The sequence below is a fragment of the Sulfitobacter indolifex genome (genome assembly GCF_022788655.1).
GTDB classification, from domain to species: domain Bacteria; phylum Pseudomonadota; class Alphaproteobacteria; order Rhodobacterales; family Rhodobacteraceae; genus Sulfitobacter; species Sulfitobacter indolifex.
On record NZ_CP084954.1, the window covers coordinates 1 to 18764 of the forward strand.

At 60.1% G+C, this 18764-nt stretch carries 17 protein-coding genes; 12 read left to right on the plus strand and 5 right to left on the minus strand.

The features are described 5' to 3' along the window. The 4 genes from repA (at position 1) to DSM14862_RS18860 (ending at position 5626) form a co-directional block, all read left to right on the plus strand. Positions 1–1176: a plasmid partitioning protein RepA gene (repA, locus tag DSM14862_RS18845; protein WP_040701970.1), complete on the plus strand. Its 1176-nt coding sequence runs from the start codon at positions 1–3 to the stop codon at positions 1174–1176. Continuing rightward, positions 1176–2174, plus strand: coding sequence for a plasmid partitioning protein RepB (gene repB, locus DSM14862_RS18850; RefSeq protein WP_040701972.1), 999 nt, complete (start codon positions 1176–1178; stop codon positions 2172–2174). The genes repA and repB overlap by 1 nt, the downstream gene beginning before the upstream one ends. Before the next feature lie 176 nt (positions 2175–2350). Continuing rightward, complete coding sequence (gene repC / locus DSM14862_RS18855; protein WP_040701969.1) at positions 2351–3505, plus strand: plasmid replication protein RepC; 1155 nt, start codon at positions 2351–2353, stop codon at positions 3503–3505. A gap of 153 nt (positions 3506–3658) precedes the next feature. Beyond that, positions 3659–5626, plus strand: coding sequence for a sensor histidine kinase (locus DSM14862_RS18860; RefSeq protein WP_243254617.1), 1968 nt, complete (start codon positions 3659–3661; stop codon positions 5624–5626). Positions 5627–5654: 28 nt separating this feature from the next. On the opposite strand, the gene DSM14862_RS18865 is transcribed toward DSM14862_RS18860, so the two are convergent. The 5 genes from DSM14862_RS18865 to DSM14862_RS18885 form a co-directional block, all read right to left on the minus strand. Further along, on the minus strand, positions 5655–6707 hold the full coding sequence (locus DSM14862_RS18865; RefSeq protein WP_243254618.1) for a M42 family metallopeptidase: 1053 nt from the start codon (positions 6705–6707) through the stop codon (positions 5655–5657). An 84-nt stretch (positions 6708–6791) separates the two neighbouring features. Next, entirely contained in the window at positions 6792–8105 is a 1314-nt protein-coding gene (locus DSM14862_RS18870; protein ID WP_243254619.1) for a TRAP transporter large permease, read from the minus strand. Next, on the minus strand, positions 8102–8605 hold the full coding sequence (locus tag DSM14862_RS18875) for a TRAP transporter small permease (protein WP_243254620.1): 504 nt from the start codon (positions 8603–8605) through the stop codon (positions 8102–8104). Before DSM14862_RS18875 ends, DSM14862_RS18870 begins: the two co-directional genes overlap by 4 nt. Before the next feature lie 58 nt (positions 8606–8663). Next, positions 8664–9683 carry a TRAP transporter substrate-binding protein gene (locus DSM14862_RS18880; RefSeq protein WP_007121294.1) on the minus strand — a complete coding sequence of 340 codons (1020 nt, stop codon included), beginning with the start codon at positions 9681–9683 and terminating at the stop codon, positions 8664–8666. Between the two features lie 139 nt (positions 9684–9822). Next, the gene (locus DSM14862_RS18885) at positions 9823–10317 is read right to left on the minus strand and encodes a MarR family winged helix-turn-helix transcriptional regulator (RefSeq protein ID WP_007121293.1); all 495 of its coding nucleotides are present in this window, start codon (positions 10315–10317) and stop codon (positions 9823–9825) included. 136 nt (positions 10318–10453) lie between these two features. Between DSM14862_RS18885 and DSM14862_RS18890 the strand changes: the two genes are divergently transcribed. The 8 genes from DSM14862_RS18890 to DSM14862_RS18925 are packed head-to-tail and all read left to right on the plus strand — an operon-like array spanning position 10454 to position 18759. Continuing rightward, complete coding sequence (locus tag DSM14862_RS18890; protein ID WP_007121292.1) at positions 10454–11404, plus strand: PDR/VanB family oxidoreductase; 951 nt, start codon at positions 10454–10456, stop codon at positions 11402–11404. Positions 11405–11415: 11 nt separating this feature from the next. Beyond that, a complete protein-coding gene (locus tag DSM14862_RS18895) occupies positions 11416–12750 on the plus strand; it encodes an aromatic ring-hydroxylating dioxygenase subunit alpha (RefSeq protein WP_007121291.1) in 1335 nt (444 codons plus the stop codon). After that, entirely contained in the window at positions 12747–13226 is a 480-nt protein-coding gene (locus DSM14862_RS18900; RefSeq protein ID WP_007121290.1) for an aromatic-ring-hydroxylating dioxygenase subunit beta, read from the plus strand. The genes DSM14862_RS18895 and DSM14862_RS18900 overlap by 4 nt, the downstream gene beginning before the upstream one ends. Continuing rightward, complete coding sequence (locus DSM14862_RS18905; RefSeq protein ID WP_007121289.1) at positions 13223–14848, plus strand: AMP-binding protein; 1626 nt, start codon at positions 13223–13225, stop codon at positions 14846–14848. Before DSM14862_RS18900 ends, DSM14862_RS18905 begins: the two co-directional genes overlap by 4 nt. Further along, the gene (locus DSM14862_RS18910) at positions 14845–16014 is read left to right on the plus strand and encodes a thiolase family protein (protein ID WP_243254621.1); all 1170 of its coding nucleotides are present in this window, start codon (positions 14845–14847) and stop codon (positions 16012–16014) included. Before DSM14862_RS18905 ends, DSM14862_RS18910 begins: the two co-directional genes overlap by 4 nt. Continuing rightward, entirely contained in the window at positions 16011–17258 is a 1248-nt protein-coding gene (locus DSM14862_RS18915; RefSeq protein ID WP_007121370.1) for an SDR family NAD(P)-dependent oxidoreductase, read from the plus strand. The genes DSM14862_RS18910 and DSM14862_RS18915 overlap by 4 nt, the downstream gene beginning before the upstream one ends. Beyond that, positions 17255–18037 (plus strand): cyclase family protein, encoded by a 783-nt coding sequence (locus DSM14862_RS18920; RefSeq protein WP_007121369.1) that lies wholly within the window; start codon positions 17255–17257, stop codon positions 18035–18037. Before DSM14862_RS18915 ends, DSM14862_RS18920 begins: the two co-directional genes overlap by 4 nt. Further along, entirely contained in the window at positions 18034–18759 is a 726-nt protein-coding gene (locus DSM14862_RS18925; protein WP_007121368.1) for an SDR family NAD(P)-dependent oxidoreductase, read from the plus strand. Before DSM14862_RS18920 ends, DSM14862_RS18925 begins: the two co-directional genes overlap by 4 nt. Positions 18760–18764 lie beyond the last annotated feature (5 nt).

Below are 18764 nucleotides of genomic sequence, written 5' to 3' on the forward strand. Positions count from 1 at the left end.
GTGACTAACACTGTACACATCAATACACGGATCCGCCTTAATGCGGAAACGCTTTCCGAAGCGTTGGAAAGTCATATGCTAAAGGTGTTTGCACCTGACGCGCGCAAGGAACTTCGCCGCTTTTCTGCAGGAGAAGCTGCTGAATTGCTTGGCATTTCCACAAGTTTCCTCCGCAAGCTACATTTTGACGATAAGATCGTTGAGGTCCAAACCAGCCCCGGTGGGCGGCGCCATTATAGCGCCGAGGATCTGCTGAACATCCGTCGGACGTTGGAGGGGACGGCGAAATCACGCGGCGCCTATCAACGCGGCCGCCGTGATGGGGATAAGCTGCAAGTATTGTCCTTTTTGAACTTCAAAGGTGGCAGCGGTAAAACAACAAGTGCAATCCATGCCGCCCAGCGTTTGGCCCTAAAAGGCTACCGTGTCCTCTGCGTTGATATCGATCCTCAAGCGTCTCTAACAACGCTATTTGGCTATCGTCCTGAGTACGATTTCTTGAACTCGGGCACTATCTATGACGCGATTCAGTATGATGATCCCGTTCCCTTGGCCGATGTCATCCAGAAAACCTATTTCACTGGTATCGATCTTGCCCCCGGCGGTTTGATGCTTCAGGAATTTGAGCACGAGACCCCTCAAGCCTTGTTAAACAACACGCAGCCGGCGTTTTTCGCACGGCTGGCCACATCTCTGCAGGACGTAGAGCAGGACTATGATGCGGTTATCTTCGATTGTCCGCCGCAACTGGGGTATCTGACCATGTCAGCGCTCTGCGCCTCGACTGGTGTGCTGATCACGGTCGTGCCGAATATGCTCGATGTCGCCTCAATGTCGCAGTTCTTGCAGATGAGCGCTGACTTGTTGGATGTAGTCTCTAATGCAGGGGCGAGCATGGAATTTGACTTCCTGCGTTTCCTGATCAACCGCTACGAGCCCAATGATGGACCTCAGCAACAGGTTCTATCCTTCCTGCGTCAGCTGTTCGACGAAGAAGTTATGGTGGCACCAATGCTGAAATCCACCGCAATTTCTGATGCCGGCCTCACCCATCAAACTATTTATGAGGTCGACAGGTCGCAGTTCCATCGAACGACGTATGACCGGGCGGTAGACTCGCTCAATCTTGTAAATGATGAGATCGAAACCATGATCCAGAAAGCATGGGGGCGTTGATGGCACGCAAAGGAATTTTATCTTCGGACCATGATACTTCGCACAAGGTAGAGAGCAGCTCTAAAGCCTCAGCATTAGAGCCTGTTAAGCCCAAACCCAAGGCGAGCCTAATGCCTCGTGGGGCCGTTGGCGCACTACAGTCATCGCTAAATCGGATGCAAGAGAATGCCGTTCAGGAGTTGGACGGTGCATTGATTGACATGGCCGGGGTCGAAGACCGTTTAGGGACTGATACACAGGCCCAAAAGCAACTTCAGGACAGCTTGAAGACCTATGGTCAACAGGTGCCGGTACTCGTCCGGCCCCATCCTAAATCCCCGGGTCGTTTTGAGATTGTTTACGGGCGTCGGCGGCTCCAAGCGTTGAAGTCGCTCGGGATGCCTGTAAAGGCGATGGTCCGGCAACTTGACGATCACGCGTTGGTTATGGCGCAAGGTCAAGAGAATACCGCGCGCCAGGACCTGTCGTTCATCGAAAAAGCCAGCTTTGCTGCACAACTTGATACGGGCGGGCATGATCGGCAGACAATTGCTGACGCACTTTCGATTGATCTGCCAATGGTCAGTCGAATGCTCAAGGTTGGCCATGCCTTTGACCTGCCCTTTTTGCGGCAAGTAGGCTCCGCGCCCTCAATCGGCCGTGATCGTTGGATGGCACTGGTTAAACTCTTTGAGATGCCTGGCGCCAAAGCGCGTGCCGAGGGCCGGATGGCGCACAGCGATTGGGATGGGCTGACTTCGGACGAGCGGTTCGAGGCTATCTATAAGCAATCCTCTGCGCAGCCCGCAAAGGCAGCAGCATCCCCTGCCCCCTCGGCCAAGCCGCGGACGTTGCGGAGCCGCGAAGGAAAAGCAGTGGCCGACATTCGCAGTGGCAAACGGGGCGTCACTGTCACCGTGCCCGCACGCGCGGCTGAAGGGTTCGATACTTGGCTCGATGCACATGCAGAAGAGCTTTTGCAAGAGATTCACGACCGCTGGCAAAAGACCCGCGCGTGAGATTTGAGGAAGCAGCAACAGGAGGCACATCAGGACCACAAAAGAAAAGCCCCCCAGGATAAATCCCGGAAGGCCCTTCTCAAACTTTGCACCTTCGAGATAGCCCCAAAGATTTATCGATGTCAACTCTACCCGGTGGGATAGGGCAGGTATTTTGTTGTCTTTCGTGAATTTACATGGAAAACACGTTCCGAACTGCGTTCGGGCGGCCGAAATCGGCTACCCAGGTGTCATGCGAGGGGCCGGATAAATGGGCCTTGCTCGACCGGCTGACAACGGCAGCAGATAGCTTTGAGCTGTCGCACCGCACCCTCACCGTATTAAAGGCCCTGCTTAGCTTTGTGCCAAGCCGCCACATCCCTGATGGCGCGGCGGGTATCGTCTTTGCGTCCAATGCACGGCTCTCAGAGAGACTGCACGGGATGCCCGAGAGCACGTTAAGACGGCATCTTGCTGAGTTGGTGAGACTTGGCCTGATCGGACGCCACGACAGTCCAAACCGCAAACGTTTTGCGCGTAACCGAGGGGGAGCGATTGCGCTGGCCTTTGGCTTCGACCTCGCCCCGCTGGTCGTCCAAGCCGAAATGATCGAGACTGCGGCACAGCAAGCGGAAGCGCAGCATGAACGCATTCAAGCTCTGCGCGATAGAATTCTGGTTTTAAGGCATGCGCTGATCGGTCAGGGCGGCGCAGATGCTTTGGCGGATGACGTGGGCCGGCTGCTGCGGCGCAAACCTGATGAAGCCGCTCTTAAGTCAATGGAACGTATCTTGCATGAAGCGCTCGATCAGGCAGCAGAGGATGAGATCGAAACCCCGTGTGTATCGACCCTCCCTGCCCTTGATACAGACCAACTGAGCGCCAGTGACAGGCAAAATGAGCGGCACAAACAGGATTCAAATAAATACTATTTTGACTCTGAAAAGAGCGATCAAGCGATGGCAGTACAATCAGAGACGGCTGGCAATAATAGTGCGCAAAGCCCAGAACAAAAAAAGGGGGTCACACTGGCAGAAATTGTGACAGCCTGCACAGAAGTTCGCAGTTTCTTCCCTCAGGCTTTGAGAAGCTGGGATGACCTTGTACGTGTCGGAGACCAGATCGCGCCCATGCTGGGGATTGACCTGCCCGTCTTGAATGAGGCAAAACGAGATATGGGTGCAGAGAGCGCTGCTATCACGGTACTTTGTCTGCTAGAGAAAGCTGCGACAATTCGAAGCCCGGGCGCTTACCTCCGCCGGCTGACACAAATGGCCCGAGATGGCGCATTTTCACTTAATCCTATGCTTTCAGCATTGACCAACCGTCGTAATTGTCAGCTGACAATCTGAAAAATAGTTGTTTTACAGTGGTTTAGGGTTATTTGTGGCTGGCAACATGGGTTTTTGAGCTTCTAATTCGCTATCATTGCCGGCGGAGCCGCTCCCACCCTTCACTCGTGGGCGACCAGCGGGTAGATTGGCAGAAGTTTTTCGGGATAGCCCATGACCTCCGTTCGCCTGCGCCTACTGATCCTCGCTTTGACACCCCTCATCGTGTTGATGCCGTTATTGCTGATCTTGGGCATGTCGCGCTGGACGGCGGATTACGACAAAGTGCTCATCGCGAATGTCGAAAGCGAATTGAAAATCGCGAACCAATATCTTTCTCGGTTACTGGCACAAACGGGCGATGAGCTGGACGCCGTCGCGGGTTCTGTCGAATTCAGTCATTGGCTGGGACGGCCCGGCACCGAGCTGGCTACGTTCTTTGACAGCACGCGAAAGCAGTTGGACTTGGACTTCTTAACATTCCTCCCGATTGAGGCGGCTATAGAGGCCGGTGAGGACTGGCCCGTGATAGCGCGCGCCTCGCGGGGCAGCAGCAGCGTAGAGATTGACGTTTTCAGCAATGCACGGCTGGCAACTTTCAATGACGCTTTGCCTGTGCGCACCCAGGTGCCTCTCGTAGATACACCTGCAGCTGTCCCTACAGACCGCAAGATCGAGGACCGGGGAATGGTGGTGCATGCGGCAAGTCCGGTGAACCTTAATGGCACGCGAGGTGTGCTGGTCGGGGGGATGCTGCTGAACCGGAACCTTGATTTCATCGATACCATCAACGATCTCGTTTACCTCAATGCCGCGACCGGAGGGGATCGACAGGGCACCGCGACACTCTTTCTGGATGACCTGCGAATTTCGACGAATGTGCGCTTGTTTGAAGATATTCGCGCCCTTGGCACCCGCGTTTCGGCTGAGGTCAGAAAGGCCGTATTGATTGACGGTCGCACCTGGCTCGACCGGGCCTTTGTGGTGAACGATTGGTATATCTCGGCCTACCAACCGATCACTGATAGTTTTGGAGAGCGGGTAGGGATGCTGTATGTAGGCTTCCTCGAAGCACCTTTCGCAGAGGCCAAACGCGCGGCATTCTGGTGGATGCTCGCGGCCTTCTTTGCAGTATTGGCGTTGTCTGCCCCGGTGTTCCTTTGGCTGGCACGTGGTATCTTTTCGCCGCTTGAACGGATGACAAAAGTGATGCACCGCGTCGGCAAGGGTGAACTGTCAGCGCGGATTGGGCGGGTGCCCGCACGGGATGAGATTGGTGCCGTGGCACAGCATCTGGACTGGCTGTTGGAGCAGGTGCAGGAACGCGATCGGCAGTTGCGCAGTTGGAACGACGCATTGAACCAGCGTGTCGACCAACGCACTGCCGAGCTTCGTGAGGCTAATGAAAAACTGGAGCAGACTTTCCGTCAATTGGTTATGAGTGAAAAGCTCGCCTCAATCGGCGAAATTACCGCCGGGGTCGCGCATGAGATTAACAACCCGGTCGCGGTCATCATGGGCAACGTTGATGTCATCCGGCAAACCTTGGGCGAGAATGCCGAGCCCGTGGCGACTGAACTGGCCCTAATCGACAGGCAGGTGTCCCGGATCGAAGTGATCGTCGGCAAATTACTCAAGTTCGCAGCGCCATCGGAATTCTCCGACTGTGAACATAATATCGCGCTGCGCCCCTTGGTGCAGGACTGTCTTGTCCTCGTCGATCACCTCATCAGCCGAGGCGGGGTCGAGGTGCATTGCACGTTTGAGGAGGTGCCGCCGGTTCGTGCGGACTCAGGCGAAGTGCAACAGGTTGTGGTCAACCTCGTGGTCAATGCCGTGCAGGCAATGCAGGGGGCAGGGCGGTTGGACCTGCATCTGGCAGAGGCCGAGCGGGACGGAGTGGCGGGGGTGGCGCTTTCAGTTAGTGACAGCGGGCCGGGCGTTCCAGACGATTTGCTTGGCTCCCTTTTCGATCCCTTCTTTACCACCAAACCGGGGGAGGGGACGGGACTTGGCCTGTCGATCTCGCAGACGCTCATTCAACGCGCCGGGGGCATCATCACCGTGCGCAATCGGGCAGAGGGGGGCGCGGCCTTTACCGTTTGGCTGCCGCAGACACCAGAGGACGGGGATGACCCCTAAGCGCCACGTTGCGCTCAGGGGGGGGGCTTTAGGCGGCCTTGCCATCGAAGCCTTCGAGATAGGCAACGAGGATGTCCAACGCCGCCTGTAGATCGCTTTTCGACACCATCTCGGTCACCGTATGGATGTAGCGTGTACCGACCACGATCCCCACAGCCCGTGCGCCTGCGGCAGCTTGCTGGGCTGCAGCGCCATCCTGTCCCCCGGCGGCGAGCATGGTGCGCTGGAAGGGGATGTTGCGCGCTTCTGCGAGTTTCTCAATCTCACTAACAAGACCCACATCGGCGATAAAGCTGCTGTCGCGCACATGCAGGCCAAACCCCTTACCAAGACGCGTGGTCGCCATGTGATCGGGCACGCCGGGTGTGTCGCAGGCCAGCGTGGTGTCGATGCCCAGTCCGATATCAGGCTGCACCTTATAGGCCGCGGTGCGCGCGCCACGCAGGCCGACTTCCTCCTGACAGGTGAATGCCACGTGAATCTCTGCCCCGCGCCCCCTGTCGGCCAGCTTGCGGATCGCTTCGATGCCCAGCCAGCAGGCCACCCGGTTGTCGAGCGCTTTGGAAACGAACTGATCGCCCATCTCAAGGAAGGGCTCATCCATCACCACGAAGTCACCGATTTTCACGATGTCTTTCGCTGCTTCCCCGAGCCCCAGATCGACGAAAAACTCCGACACCTCGGGGATCTTCTTGCGGTCTTCGGGGGAGGAGATGTGAATGGGCTTGCCGCCCGGGTTCATCACGCCCTTCAGATCGCCCTGCTCAGTACAGACCAACACACGGCGCGAGAACAGGTTGCGCGGATCAAAGCCGCCTACAGGCTGAAGGTAAAGAAACCCGTCTTTCGACACATGGCTGACCAGAAAGCCGATCTCATCCATATGGCAAAGCAGCATGATCTTAGGCGCTTTGCCGTCGCCTGCCTTTGCATCACGACGACAAAGGAGGGAGCCCATTGCGTCGGTCTCCACATGGTCAAACAGCCCTTCGATCTCGCGGGTGATCAGATCGCGCACGCGGTGTTCGCGCCCCGGCACGCCGGGGGTTTCGCAAAGGTCTTTCAATAGGTCGATGTTCATGCTGGCCTCATCCTTAATGATTTGGCCGCACTATCGCGCCGCGCCTGCCGAAGTGCAAACAGGCGCGGCGATAGGGCAGGGGGCTTACATCTGGCCGGGCAAGAACAGCACCAGCGCCGGGAAGATCAGCAGCAGGATCAGCCGCAGGATGTCGACCAGCCAGAACGGTGTAACCCCGCGAAAGATTGTACCCGTAGAGACATCGCCCACCACGCCCTTGAGGACAAAGACGTTCAGACCCACGGGCGGTGTGATCAAGCTGATCTCTGTTACCACCACCACGATGATACCGAACCACACCGGGTCGAAGCCGAGGCTGGTGACCAACGGAAAGAAGATTGGCACGGTCAGCAAGAGCATCGACATGCTCTCGAAAATACAGCCGAGCGCGATGTAGATCACGAGGATCAGCCCCATCACTACCCAAGGGCCAAGATCGAGCGCGGTGACAGTTGCCAGCAGCCCTTCGGGCAGGCCCGCAAGGTTGACGAAGTTCGAGAATATCCACGCGCCGATCAGCACCGAGAATAGCGAGGCTGTGGTTAGCGTGGTTTCCTCTAACACCTCGCGCAGCCCGGCCCAGCTGAGCCCGCCCCGCGCCAAAGCAATGAGGAAAGCACCTGCCGCCCCCATCCCCGCCGCTTCGGTCGGCGAGAAGGCCAAATGGATCGGCCAGAAATCAAGCACGCCATAAAGCCCGCCAATCACCAGCGCAAAGAGCGCGAGCACCGACCAAACGTGATTGAGCGCCCGCAACCGCTCGCCCCATGTGGAGCGGGGACCAGCGGGGCCGGCTTCGGGGTTCATGGCGACGGAAAAGCGGACCGCGCAGAGGTAGAGCAGGATGCCAAGTGCGCCGGGCACGATTCCCGCGATGAACAATGCGCCGATCGAGGTCTCAGTCAGCAGCCCATAGATCACAAGGATCACCGACGGCGGGATCAGGATCCCAAGCGTGCCGCCCGCCGCAATGGAGGCGGTCGAAAGACTGTCGGCATAGCCGTATTTGCGCATCTCTGGCATGGCGACCTTGGACATGGTCGCCGCCGTGGCCAGGGACGAGCCACAGATCGCCGCAAAGCCGCCGCAAGCGACGATGGTTGCCATGGCCAAACCGCCCCGGAAATGACCCAGAAAGGCGTTGGACACTTGGTAAAGCTCACGGCTGATGCCGCCTTTGTTGACGAAAAGCCCCATGAGGATGAAGAGCGGGATCACCGAGAGGCCATAGTCTTGGCTGGTGTCGATAATCAGCCGCGACACCATGGAGATTGAGGCGCGGTAGCTGGTTTCATAGACCAGCCCGATCATCCCAACGATGCCCATGGCAAATGCGATCGGCAGGCGCAGTAAGACAAGGACGAAAACGGCGGCAAAGCCGATGGCAGATGCGATCATGTGGCAGGGTCCAAAAGTTGCGGCGCGAAGAGGCGCAAAAGCCCGCGCAGGATCAGCACGACAGCGGTGAGATAGGTCATCACTGCGATGAACATACCGATATAGAATGTCGGAATTTGAAGGTATTCGGTGACGTCGCCATAGCTGAGCGCGCGGTAGGCGAGGTCAACGACCCGCCCCGCCGGAAACCACAGCATCGCGCCGCAGGCGAGTGTGATCAACCCGTCGCGCCAGCGTTGTAGACCCCACTTTTCAAAGGGGTGATCCAACAAGTCAGCGGCGATATGACCTTCGCGGGCAGAAAGCACAGGCAGGGCCGAGAAGACGATCAACGCGATGCCGATCCGGATCAGCTCCGTCGCAGCCTCAATCGGCGCGTTGAAAACCGAGCGCATGATAACGTCGGAAAAAGTCAGCACCATCAGCGCAAAAAGCGCGAGAGAGGCCATCGTCATCGGCAGGGCCGAGAGGGCGGCAGTTAGTCGGATGAAAGTGCGCATAGCGGTTCCCTGGCTGGGGGCCGATTGCTGCTGCATCCGGCCCCTTTGACGGTGGGGGTTACTGGCTCGCGTTGGCCATTTCCTCACGCATCATCTTATAGGCGGCCTGACCATCTACACCTGCCGCGTCGAGTTCGGCGATCACCTTGTCGCGTACCTTGGCGGCCATCTCAGCAAAGCGGGCCTGATCCTCTTCGGAGGCGGTGACGATTTTGTTGTCACCTGCAGCCTCGGTGGCCTCACGCGCGTCTACGTCGCTTTGATCCCAGACGGCACCCATCATGCGGCTCGCGGTTTCGCCAAAGACTTCGCTGTCGAGCTTTTGTTGCACGTCTTCGGGCAGGCCATCAAAGGTCTCTTGGCTCATGATGACCGAGAAGGAACCCCGGTAGAAACCACCGGGCATTTCATAGACGTTCTTGGCCACTTCGTTCAGCTTGAAGCTGATCCGCTCGCCCATGTTCATCGCCACGGCGTCGGCGGCGCCGGAATCGAGCGTCTCGTAAACCTTGGGCGCGGGCACCTGAATGCCAACAAGGCCAAGCTCAGCCCCCACATCCGCCGAAACACCACCGCCAAGGCGCGTCTTCAGGCCTTGCAGGTCATCCAGCGAAGCAACTTCTTTGTTGGAGTGGATTTGGCCCGGACCATGGGTGGTCAGCGCAATCACCTTAACGCCGCGGTGTTCGTCGAGATCTGCAAGCATCGCCTCATGCACGCGCCAATGCGCGACCGAAGCCGCCTCGGCATTGCCCTCATAACCGGGGATTTCCACCAGTTTGGTGCCGACAAAACGACCGGGCGTGTAGCCGTGGAACAGGATCGCGATATCAGCGGCGCCATCCAGCAGCAGGTCCATCTGCGCGGGGGGCGGGGCAAGGCCGTTCTTCAACTCGGTCTCGATTAGCCCATCGCTGGCTTCCGACATCATCTCTGTCAGCTGGGTGAACATGCTGGTGTTGACCGGGTGGCTCGGCGGCAGCCAAGTGGAAATGGTCAGCGTCTCGGCCGCAAAAGCGCCGGTCGCGGTGCAGAGCGCAAGCGCACTGGTCGTGAGAAACTTGGTGAATTTGGTCATTTTGGGCTCCTCCCCATATCGTTCGATATGCCTCGGCGGGGTTCTCCCAAACCCGTGTCGCCAAGTATATGCTTTTTCATATATTCACATTTAGATCACGATTGGAACTGTTTTTTATGGTGGGAGCAAGGGGGTGAAATCAGCCCTGCGGGTCCGCTGAGCCATCCAACGCCGCAAGCAGGGATTTCAGCGCCGGTTTCAATTGCGCCCCCTCATTGCCCTTGAGCATTTCCATCAAAGCAGCCTCATGACGCCGCGCTTGGGGCACCAGTTCAGCGGCCAGCGCGCGGCCTGCATCGGTCAGATAGACCCGCACGCGCCGGCCATCGGCAGGGTCACTGCGGCGGATCAACAGGCCGCGCTCCTCCATCTGAGCGATGATTCGTGTAAGGCGTGATTGCTCGGCCAATGCCTGTCGGGCCAATTGGGTAATCATCGCGCCATCGGTGTCTGAAAGGCAGGCCAACACCCGCCATTCTGGCACGCGCAGCCCGGCTTTGCGTACCTGCGCGTGGAACTGCGCGCTCGCAACATCACTGGCCGCCGCCAAGAGATAGAGCAGGTAGTCAGAAACGAATCCCCCATCCTGCGCTGTTTCTTCGTTGGTGCCTGCGTCGGTTATCTGTTGCGTCACACCTGTTAACCCTTTGATGGAAAGCGGCCCTTTACGCCTCGGCTTATTTAAATGGCGGGCAAACTCGCGCTTTGCAAGAAAACCCTTGACCGAAACTATATGAAAAATCATATTGTTTGTCACGGGAGGACGTCACATGTCGAAATTCAACGCCATTGTGCGCGAGGTCACAGCGCTGACCGATCGCATCAGCGAGTTCCAGATTGGGGCAGCAGACGGCAGCGCGCTGCCGGCGTGGGAGGCGGGTGCGCATGTGCTCTTCGACCTGCCCGACGGCGACACCCGCGCCTATTCCCTAATCGCTTTCGACCCGATCCCCGAAGCCCCAGAATGCTATCGCATCGCCGTCCAGCGTGAGCCTGAGGGCAAGGGCGGCTCGATCCATATGCATGGGCTAAAATCCGGCGCAGAAATCTCCTGCGCCGCCCCAAAGAATGACTTTGCCCTGACGCCGGGCGCGCCTGCGGTGCTGCTGGCGGGGGGGATTGGCATCACGCCAATGATCTCAATGGCGACGACACTCAAGGCCGCCGGTCAGGCGTTCGCCTTTCACTACTCTGGCCGCAGCGCGCCGCTCATGGCCTATCGCGATACTCTGCGCGATACCTTCGGCGATGCCTTGCATCTGCATTGCGACGACGACGACAGCGCGCTGAACCTTGACGCGGTGATTGCCTCTGCGGGCGCCGACGCGCATCTCTATGTCTGTGGCCCCAAGGGGTTGATCGAAGCGGTAAAGGCCAAGGCCGAAGCGGCGGGTATCGCGGCGGACCGCATCCATTTTGAACTCTTCGACGCACCGCAAGAGCAAGCAGGCGACAGCGCCTTTGAGGTCGAGTTGGCCTCAAGCGGGGAGGTCTTCACCATCCCGCCCGGCCAATCCATCATCGACGTGCTGGAAGCGGGCGGCGTCGATGTCATGTACGACTGCCAGCGCGGCGACTGCGGCATCTGCCAATGCGACGTCATCAGCGGCACCCCCGATCACCGCGACGTGGTGCTGTCTGAGGCCGAACGCGCCGCAGGCAACGTCATGCAAATCTGTGTCAGCCGCGCCAATTCACCGCGCCTTGTACTCGACATCTGAGGGAGGAAATCATGGGACGTTACGACAGCCCGGCGGCACTGGCCGCCCTCGTGCAGCCACATCAGGTGCACCGCGATATCTACACCGATCAAGAGGTGTTCCAGCAGGAGATGAAGCATCTCTTCGCCAATGCTTGGGTCTTTGTCGGCCATGAAAGCCAGACGCCGAACAAGGGGGACTACTTCAGCACCCATATCGGCACCCAGCCGGTCATTCAGGTGCGCCATTCGACGGGCGACATCCATGTGCTGCTGAACCGCTGTCCGCATAAGGGCACCAAGATCGTGATTGACCGGCAGGGCAACACCGGCAAGTTCTTCCGCTGCCCCTATCACGCATGGAGCTTCAAGACCGACGGCTGCCTTTTGGCGATCCCGCTCAAGAAGGGCTACCAAGATACCGGGCTAGAAGACACCGACAGCGGCAAGGGCATGCGCAGCGTCGGGGATGTGAAGAACTACCGTGGCTTTATCTTCGCCCGGCTTGCCGAAGAGGGCATCAGCTTCGAAGAGTTCTTCGGCGAGAGCCTGTCGTCACTCGACAATATGGTGGACCGCTCCCCCGCAGGACGGCTCGAAGTCGTCGGCCCGCCGCTGCGCTATATGCATCACTGCAACTGGAAGATGTTGGTCGAAAACCAGACCGATACCTGCCACCCGATGGTGGCCCACGAAAGCTCTGCCGGGACGGCGGTGAAGCTTTACGAAGAGCTCGACTTGCCCGAAGGCGCGCCCAAACCTGCGGCGATGGAGATCATCGCCCCCTTTATGTCCCCTTACGAGTTTTTCGAAGGCATGGGCATCCGAACATGGCCCAACGGCCACGGGCACACGGGCGTAAACCATTCAATCCACTCCGATTATTCCGCCATCCCCGGCTATTTCGAAGCGCTCTGCGAAAGCTATGGAGAGGAAAAAGCCAAGGCGATCTTGGACGAAAACCGCCACAACACGGTCTATTTCCCTAACATCATGATCAAAGGGCCGATCCAGCAACTGCGGGTCTTCATCCCCATCGCGGCGGACCGCACGGTGGTGGAAAGCTATATCTACCGCCTTGTGGACGCGCCGGATGAGCTGACCGCCCGCACCGCGATGTACAACCGCATGATCAACGCGCCCACCTCCATCGTCGGGCACGATGATCTGGAGATGTACGAGCGTGCCCAAGAAGGGTTGATGGTCAACGGGTTGGAATGGGTCAACATCCAGCGGCTGATCGAAGACGACGAAGACTTCGAGACGGAAGCGGTCGAAAACGGCACAACCGAGCGCCAGATGCGCAACCAATTCCATGCGTGGGTCAAATTTATGACCATGGGCCAAACAGCGGAGGCTGCGGAATGAGCGTGACGCGCGAAACCCTGATCGACTTCATCTATGACGAAGTGCGCATGTTGGACGAGGGGCACTATACCGAATGGCTAAACCTCTGGCTGCCGGATGGGCACTACTGGATGCCGCTGGACTATCAACAGACCGATCCGATCAATCAAACCTCGCTGATGTATGAGGATATGTTCATGCTGAAACTACGCGTCGAACGGCTCAACGGCGCGCGGACTTTCAGCCAAAAACCCAAAAGCCGCTGTCATCATGTGATCCAGCGTCCTTTCGTCGATGAAATGGACTTGGAGGCGGGGCGTTTCGTCACGACAACCTTCATGCACTACGTCGAAACGCGACTGGATGAGCAGCAACTGCTCGCTGTCACTGCGCGGCATGAGCTGTCCTTGGTCGACGGCGCACTGCGGATCGCCAACAAACGGGTCGATATCGTCAACTGCGACGCGGCCTTTCGCAACATTCAGTTGCTGCCATGATCGCGCCAGAGATCGAAACGGTTTGCGCAGCCTTTGAAAACACCGCAAAGCGGTATCCCGAACGGGGCTTTTTGAATGTCCTGCCCGAAACGGCAGCGCTCTACGGGATCGCGGCGGGGGAGGTGACCTACGCCGAAGCCGCGCGCGAGGTCGCGGCTCTGCGGGAGAAAATCGCGGCGGCGGGCTACCTACCCGGCCAGCGGGTCATGCTGCTGATGGAGAACCGCCCGGCATTTTTCCTCTGGTGGCTGGCGTTGAACGGCTTGGGCCTGTCGGTGGTGCCGGTGAACCCCGATCTACGCGCGGCGGAGCTCAGCTATATGATCGACCACGCCGAGCCGGTCTTGGCCGTGGCGATCCCGGCACGTGGCGATGATCTGCGCGCGGCAGCGCGGCAAGCGGGGCGCGAAATGCCAGTGATTGCACCGGGCGATCCTCTCCCTGCGCCGGTCTCAAGCACGGCCATCGCGGCTAGGGAGGGCGGCGCGGAGGATGCGGAAGCGGCACTCCTCTACACCTCCGGCACCACGGGTCAGCCCAAAGGCTGCATCCTGACCAACACCTATTTCCTCGACGCCGGACGCTGGTACGCAGACACAGGCGGGCTCTGCGCCCTGTCGCAGGACGGCGAGCGCATGATCACGCCGTTGCCGATCTTCCACATGAACGCGATGGCCTATTCCTTTATGGCGATGATCGCCGTGGGCGGTTGTCTGACCGCACTTGACCGGTTCCATCCGCGCAGCTGGTGGGCGTCGGTCCGGGCGTCGGGGGCGACCTGCCTGCACTACCTCGGCGTGATGCCATCTATGTTGATGGGGGCCGAAGAAAGCGACGAGGACCGCGATCACGCCGTGCGCTTCGGCTTCGGCGCGGGGGTGGACCCGAAACTCCACGCCGGTTTTGAGGCGCGTTTCGGCTTCCCGTTGGTGGAGGCTTGGGCCATGACCGAGACGGGCGCAGGCGCCGTGATTTGCGCCAACCGCGCACCACGCCGGGTGGGCGAAAGCTGTCTCGGTGCGGTTGAGCAAGGGCTGGACGTACGGCTGGTCGATGACGCCGGACAAGAGGCGGAACAGGGCGAACTGCTGGTGCGCCGTGCGGGCACCGACCCCCGGCGGGGATTTTTCGCGGGCTATTTCAAGAATGCCCAAGCCACGGATGAGGCATGGCAGGGCGGCTGGTTCCACACCGGTGACATCGTGCGCCGCGCGCCTGACGGCGCTATGTTCTTTGTCGACCGTAAGAAAAACGTGATCCGTCGCTCGGGCGAAAACATCGCGGCGGTGGAGGTGGAATCGACCCTGATGCGCCACCCCGCTGTGGCCAGCGCCGCCGTCGCCGCCGTGCCGGACGCGGTGCGCGGGGATGAGGTCTTTGCCTGTATCGTCGCGAAAGACGCGGGCGCTGATCCTGCCGACTTGGCGCAGGAAATCACCCGATGGTGCCTCACTCAACTTGCCTACTACAAAGCCCCCGGCTTCATCGCTTTCGTCGACACACTGCCACTGACCGCGACGCAGAAACTTCAACGCGGAGTGCTGAAAACGCTGGCGGCTGACCTGCGCGACGATCCCACAACCCATGATATGCGCGGGCTGAAGAAACGGACGGCTGCATGAAACGGCAGAGTTATGAAGGCGTGGTCATCGCCGCGCCAACCTCGGTGCCCTATCAGCGCTATAGCAATGCGACCGCGCATTGGTGGATCGCCCGCGCCCTGCGCGACATGCTGGGCCAAGCGGGGATCGCCCCGGCGGCGTTGGACGGTTTTTCGGTTTCCAGCTTTTCGCTCGCGCCCGACACGCCAGTGGGGCTGACCCAGCATCTAGGCCTCAGCCCGCGCTGGCTCGATACCGTGCCCACAGGCGGGGCCAGCGGGGTGATCGCCCTGCGCCGCGCCGCGCGGGCGGTGCAAGCGGGGGACGTGGATGTGGTCGCCTGTGTGGCGGGCGACGCGAACCGGATCGACAGTTTCCGCACACTCCTCAGCGGCTTTTCGCGCTTTTCGATGGATGCGACCTTCCCCTACGGCTTCGGCGGCCCCAACGCGAGTTTCGCCCTGCTGATGGACCGCTATATGCAGGAATACGGCGCCACCCGAGAGGATTTTGGCCAGATCGCCGTGGCCCAACGTGGCAACGCGCTGCGCTATCCCAAGGCGCTGATGAAGACCCCACTCACCCTCGATCAATACCTCAATGCGCGGATGATCTCGGACCCCATTGCTCTTTTCGATTGTGTCATGCCCTGCGCCGGGGCCGAGGCGTTTTTGGTCATGCGCGAAGACGAGGCCGCGCGCCGCAATTTGCCCTTCGCCCGGATCAGCGGCACAATCGAGCGGCACAACGCCTACCCCGAAGACCCAATGCAACTGCGCGGCGGCTGGGGCGTGGATATTGATGAGCTTTATGACATGGCGGGCCATGGGCCTGAGGGCGTCGACCTGTTGCAAACCTACGACGACTATCCGGTGATCTCGATGATGCAGTTCGAAGACCTCGGCTTATGCGCCAAGGGGGAGGGGGCCGCGTTCGTCCGTCAGCGTGATCTGACAATCTCGGGCGACTTCCCGCATAACACTTCTGGCGGGCAATTATCGGTCGGCCAAGCCGGGGCCGCGGGTGGTTATTTGGGGCTAGTCGAGGCGATACGGCAGGTAACCGGACAGGCCGATGGCACGCAGGTGGCAAACGCACAGCGGGCGCTGGTCTCGGGCTTTGGCATGATCAACTATGACCGGGGCGTTTGTTCGGCAGCGGCGATCATCGAAGGGGGCGGGGTATGACCGACCCATTGACGCCGCCGCAAAAGAAGAACCCGCAAAAGCGCAGCACAGTGCCAACCCTACCGCCTGCACAACGCTCACGCGCGGCACTCGGGCTGGCGATTGCCGCGGGGCGGGGGCAGTTTGCGCTGCAACATTGTGCTGACTGCGGCGCGGTTCAATATCCACCGCGTGATGCCTGCTGCAAATGCCTGTCTGTGGCGCTTGATTGGCGCGAGACTAATCCGACTGGCGAGGTGTTGGCCGAAACGACGATCCGGGTCTCACCCGACCCCTACTTCCGCGAGCGTCTGCCGTGGCGGATCGGCACGGTGCAACTCGCCGTCGGGCCGGTGGCGGTATGCAATCTACACGGCGAAGTCGGGCGTGGCGATAACGTCCGTCTGGCGCTTAAGTTGGACCGGGCCGGGCAGGGGGTCATGGTAGCCCTGCCGCGAGAGGGAAGCGAATTTATGCAAGACGACTCAATACTGCGCGCGATGTCGAGCGACCCGAAACACCGTCGGGTGCTGATCACCGATGCCCGCTCCCCCATGGCCCTGCCGCTGGCCCAAGCGCTTCTGAAAGCAGGTGCGGCGCAGGTCTTTCTTGGTGAGCCAGAGCACTGGCGGCGGTGGGAAGGACGTGCGGCCCTTGAGGGGATCAAGAACGTCAGCCTCATGCCGCTTGACGTGACCGACACCGCTTCCGTCTCCCGCCTCGCGGCTGAGATCGCGGGGAAGGTTGATATCCTGATAAACACCGCGCAGTTCATCCGCCCCGGCGGGGTGCTGGGTGGCGATACGATCTTTGCCCGCGACGGGATGGAGACCAATGTGCTGGGTCTCATGCGGCTGGCGCAGAGCTTTGGCCCGGCGATGGCGTCGCGCACGGCGGATGGGGTAAATTCAGCGGTGGCGTGGGTAAATCTGCTCTCGGTCGGGGCGCTGGCCCCGGCGGCGGGGTTCGGCGGGTTTGATGCCTCGCAAGCGGCGGCGCGGTCGCTCAGCCAGACTCTTCGCGCGGAGTTTTCCAGTTCCGGATTGCGGGTGATGAATGTCTATACCGGGCCTGTGGATGATGAATGGCACCAGCCTTTGCCGCCGCCCAAAGTCCCCCCCCCCGCGCTGGCGCGGACAGTGGTGAGTGGCCTGGTCGACGGGCTGGAAGAGGTTGCCTGCGGTGATGTGGCTAAGGATGCATTGGCCCGTTGGCTGGACGATCCGGCGCTGATGGAACGCGAGATGCGGGGGAACGGAGCATGAGCGATGCAATCACAGCACTGGCCGATGCGCTGGCAAGCGGCGCGGCACAGGTCGTCGATCTGACGCACCGGCTTGATCCCGATTTCCCAGTCATTGTCTTACCGCCAGAGTTCGGCCAATGCGCGCGGTTCCGGATGGAGGAAGTCTCGGCCTATGATCATCGCGGCCCGGCGTGGAAGTGGCATAACCTCACGCTGAACGAACACACCGGCACCCATTTCGACGCGCCGATCCACTGGGTCTCCGGCAAAGACGTGGCGAATGGGGCGGTCGATGAAATCCCGCCCGAGGCCTTCATCGGCCCGGTGGTTGTGATCGACTGCTCCGAGGGGGCAGGGCAGGACGATGACTTTGAACTGACGCCCGAAATCATCCACGATTGGGAAGCCAAACACGGCACGATCCCGGCAGACGTCTGGGTGCTGATGCGCACCGACTGGTCGAAACGCAGCGGCGCGGACTACCTCAACATGCGCGAGGACGGGGCCCATTCGCCCGGTCCCACACCCGCCGCAATCTCCCTTCTGTTGGAGCGCGGCATTCGCGGCTTTGGCACCGAAACCGTCGGCACCGATGCGGGGCAGGGGATGCACTACGATCCACCGTTTCCTGCGCATTACTTGCTGCATGGGGCAGGGAAATATGGCCTGCAATGTCTGTGCAACCTCGACCAACTGCCGCCCACGGGCGCCATGTTAATTGCACCGCCGCTCAAGATCAAAGGCGGAACCGGCAGCCCATTACGGGTGCTGGCGCTGATACCGGGAGAGAGACCATGAGCGAGTACACCGCCGTCATCACCGGGGGCAGCAAGGGGATCGGTGCCGATTTGGCGCAGCGTCTGCTGGAGCGCGGCTACCGCGTCGTCTCTATCGCCCGAGGCAAGCCGGAATGGGACGCGGAAGCCGTTGAGCATATCGAAGCCGATCTGCTCGATCCCGCCTCCGTCTCTGCCGTGGCAGCCGATATCGCGGCGCGCTATGACGTGACCCATCTGGTGCATAACGCCGGTTTGATCTGGCCCAATTTGATCGAAGAGGCCAAGCCCGAAGACATCACAGGTCTGGCGCAACTGCACCTCGGCGCGGCCCTGACGCTTCTGCAAGCGTTCCTTCCGGCAATGAAAAACCGAGGCTTCGGTCGGGTGATGTTCAACGCCTCCCGCGCCGCCTTGGGCGCGTCGACGCGCACGGCCTATTCGGCGTCCAAAGCGGGGATGATTGGCATGGCGCGCACATGGGCGCTGGAGCTTGCACCGCATGGGATCACCGTCAACGTCGTGGCCCCCGGTCCGGTGCAGACCGACAATTTTTGGGGCATCATCCCCAAAGAAAGCGAACGCGAGGCGGAATTGGCCAAACGGATCCCGGTGGGGCGCTTGGGGCAGGTCGAGGACGTAACCAACGCCTTTCTGTTCTTCTGCGATCCAGCCAACAGTTTCGTCACCGGCCAGACGCTCTTTGTTTGCGGCGGGTCGAGCATCGGGACGCTGACGCTCTGACGCCG

Coding starts and splice junctions, on each gene's coding strand:
- DSM14862_RS18870 (WP_243254619.1), bottom strand. CDS start 8,105: ATGATCGCATCTGCCATCGGCTTTGCCGCCGTTTTCGTCCTTGTCTTA.
- DSM14862_RS18900 (WP_007121290.1), top strand. CDS start 12,747: ATGAGCGTGACGCGCGAAACCCTGATCGACTTCATCTATGACGAAGTG.
- DSM14862_RS18905 (WP_007121289.1), top strand. CDS start 13,223: ATGATCGCGCCAGAGATCGAAACGGTTTGCGCAGCCTTTGAAAACACC.
- DSM14862_RS18910 (WP_243254621.1), top strand. CDS start 14,845: ATGAAACGGCAGAGTTATGAAGGCGTGGTCATCGCCGCGCCAACCTCG.
- DSM14862_RS18925 (WP_007121368.1), top strand. CDS start 18,034: ATGAGCGAGTACACCGCCGTCATCACCGGGGGCAGCAAGGGGATCGGT.
- DSM14862_RS18860 (WP_243254617.1), top strand. CDS start 3,659: ATGACCTCCGTTCGCCTGCGCCTACTGATCCTCGCTTTGACACCCCTC.
- DSM14862_RS18865 (WP_243254618.1), bottom strand. CDS start 6,707: ATGAACATCGACCTATTGAAAGACCTTTGCGAAACCCCCGGCGTGCCG.
- DSM14862_RS18880 (WP_007121294.1), bottom strand. CDS start 9,683: ATGACCAAATTCACCAAGTTTCTCACGACCAGTGCGCTTGCGCTCTGC.
- DSM14862_RS18895 (WP_007121291.1), top strand. CDS start 11,416: ATGGGACGTTACGACAGCCCGGCGGCACTGGCCGCCCTCGTGCAGCCA.
- DSM14862_RS18920 (WP_007121369.1), top strand. CDS start 17,255: ATGAGCGATGCAATCACAGCACTGGCCGATGCGCTGGCAAGCGGCGCG.
- DSM14862_RS18875 (WP_243254620.1), bottom strand. CDS start 8,605: ATGCGCACTTTCATCCGACTAACTGCCGCCCTCTCGGCCCTGCCGATG.
- DSM14862_RS18915 (WP_007121370.1), top strand. CDS start 16,011: ATGACCGACCCATTGACGCCGCCGCAAAAGAAGAACCCGCAAAAGCGC.
- repB (WP_040701972.1), top strand. CDS start 1,176: ATGGCACGCAAAGGAATTTTATCTTCGGACCATGATACTTCGCACAAG.
- repC (WP_040701969.1), top strand. CDS start 2,351: ATGGAAAACACGTTCCGAACTGCGTTCGGGCGGCCGAAATCGGCTACC.
- DSM14862_RS18890 (WP_007121292.1), top strand. CDS start 10,454: ATGTCGAAATTCAACGCCATTGTGCGCGAGGTCACAGCGCTGACCGAT.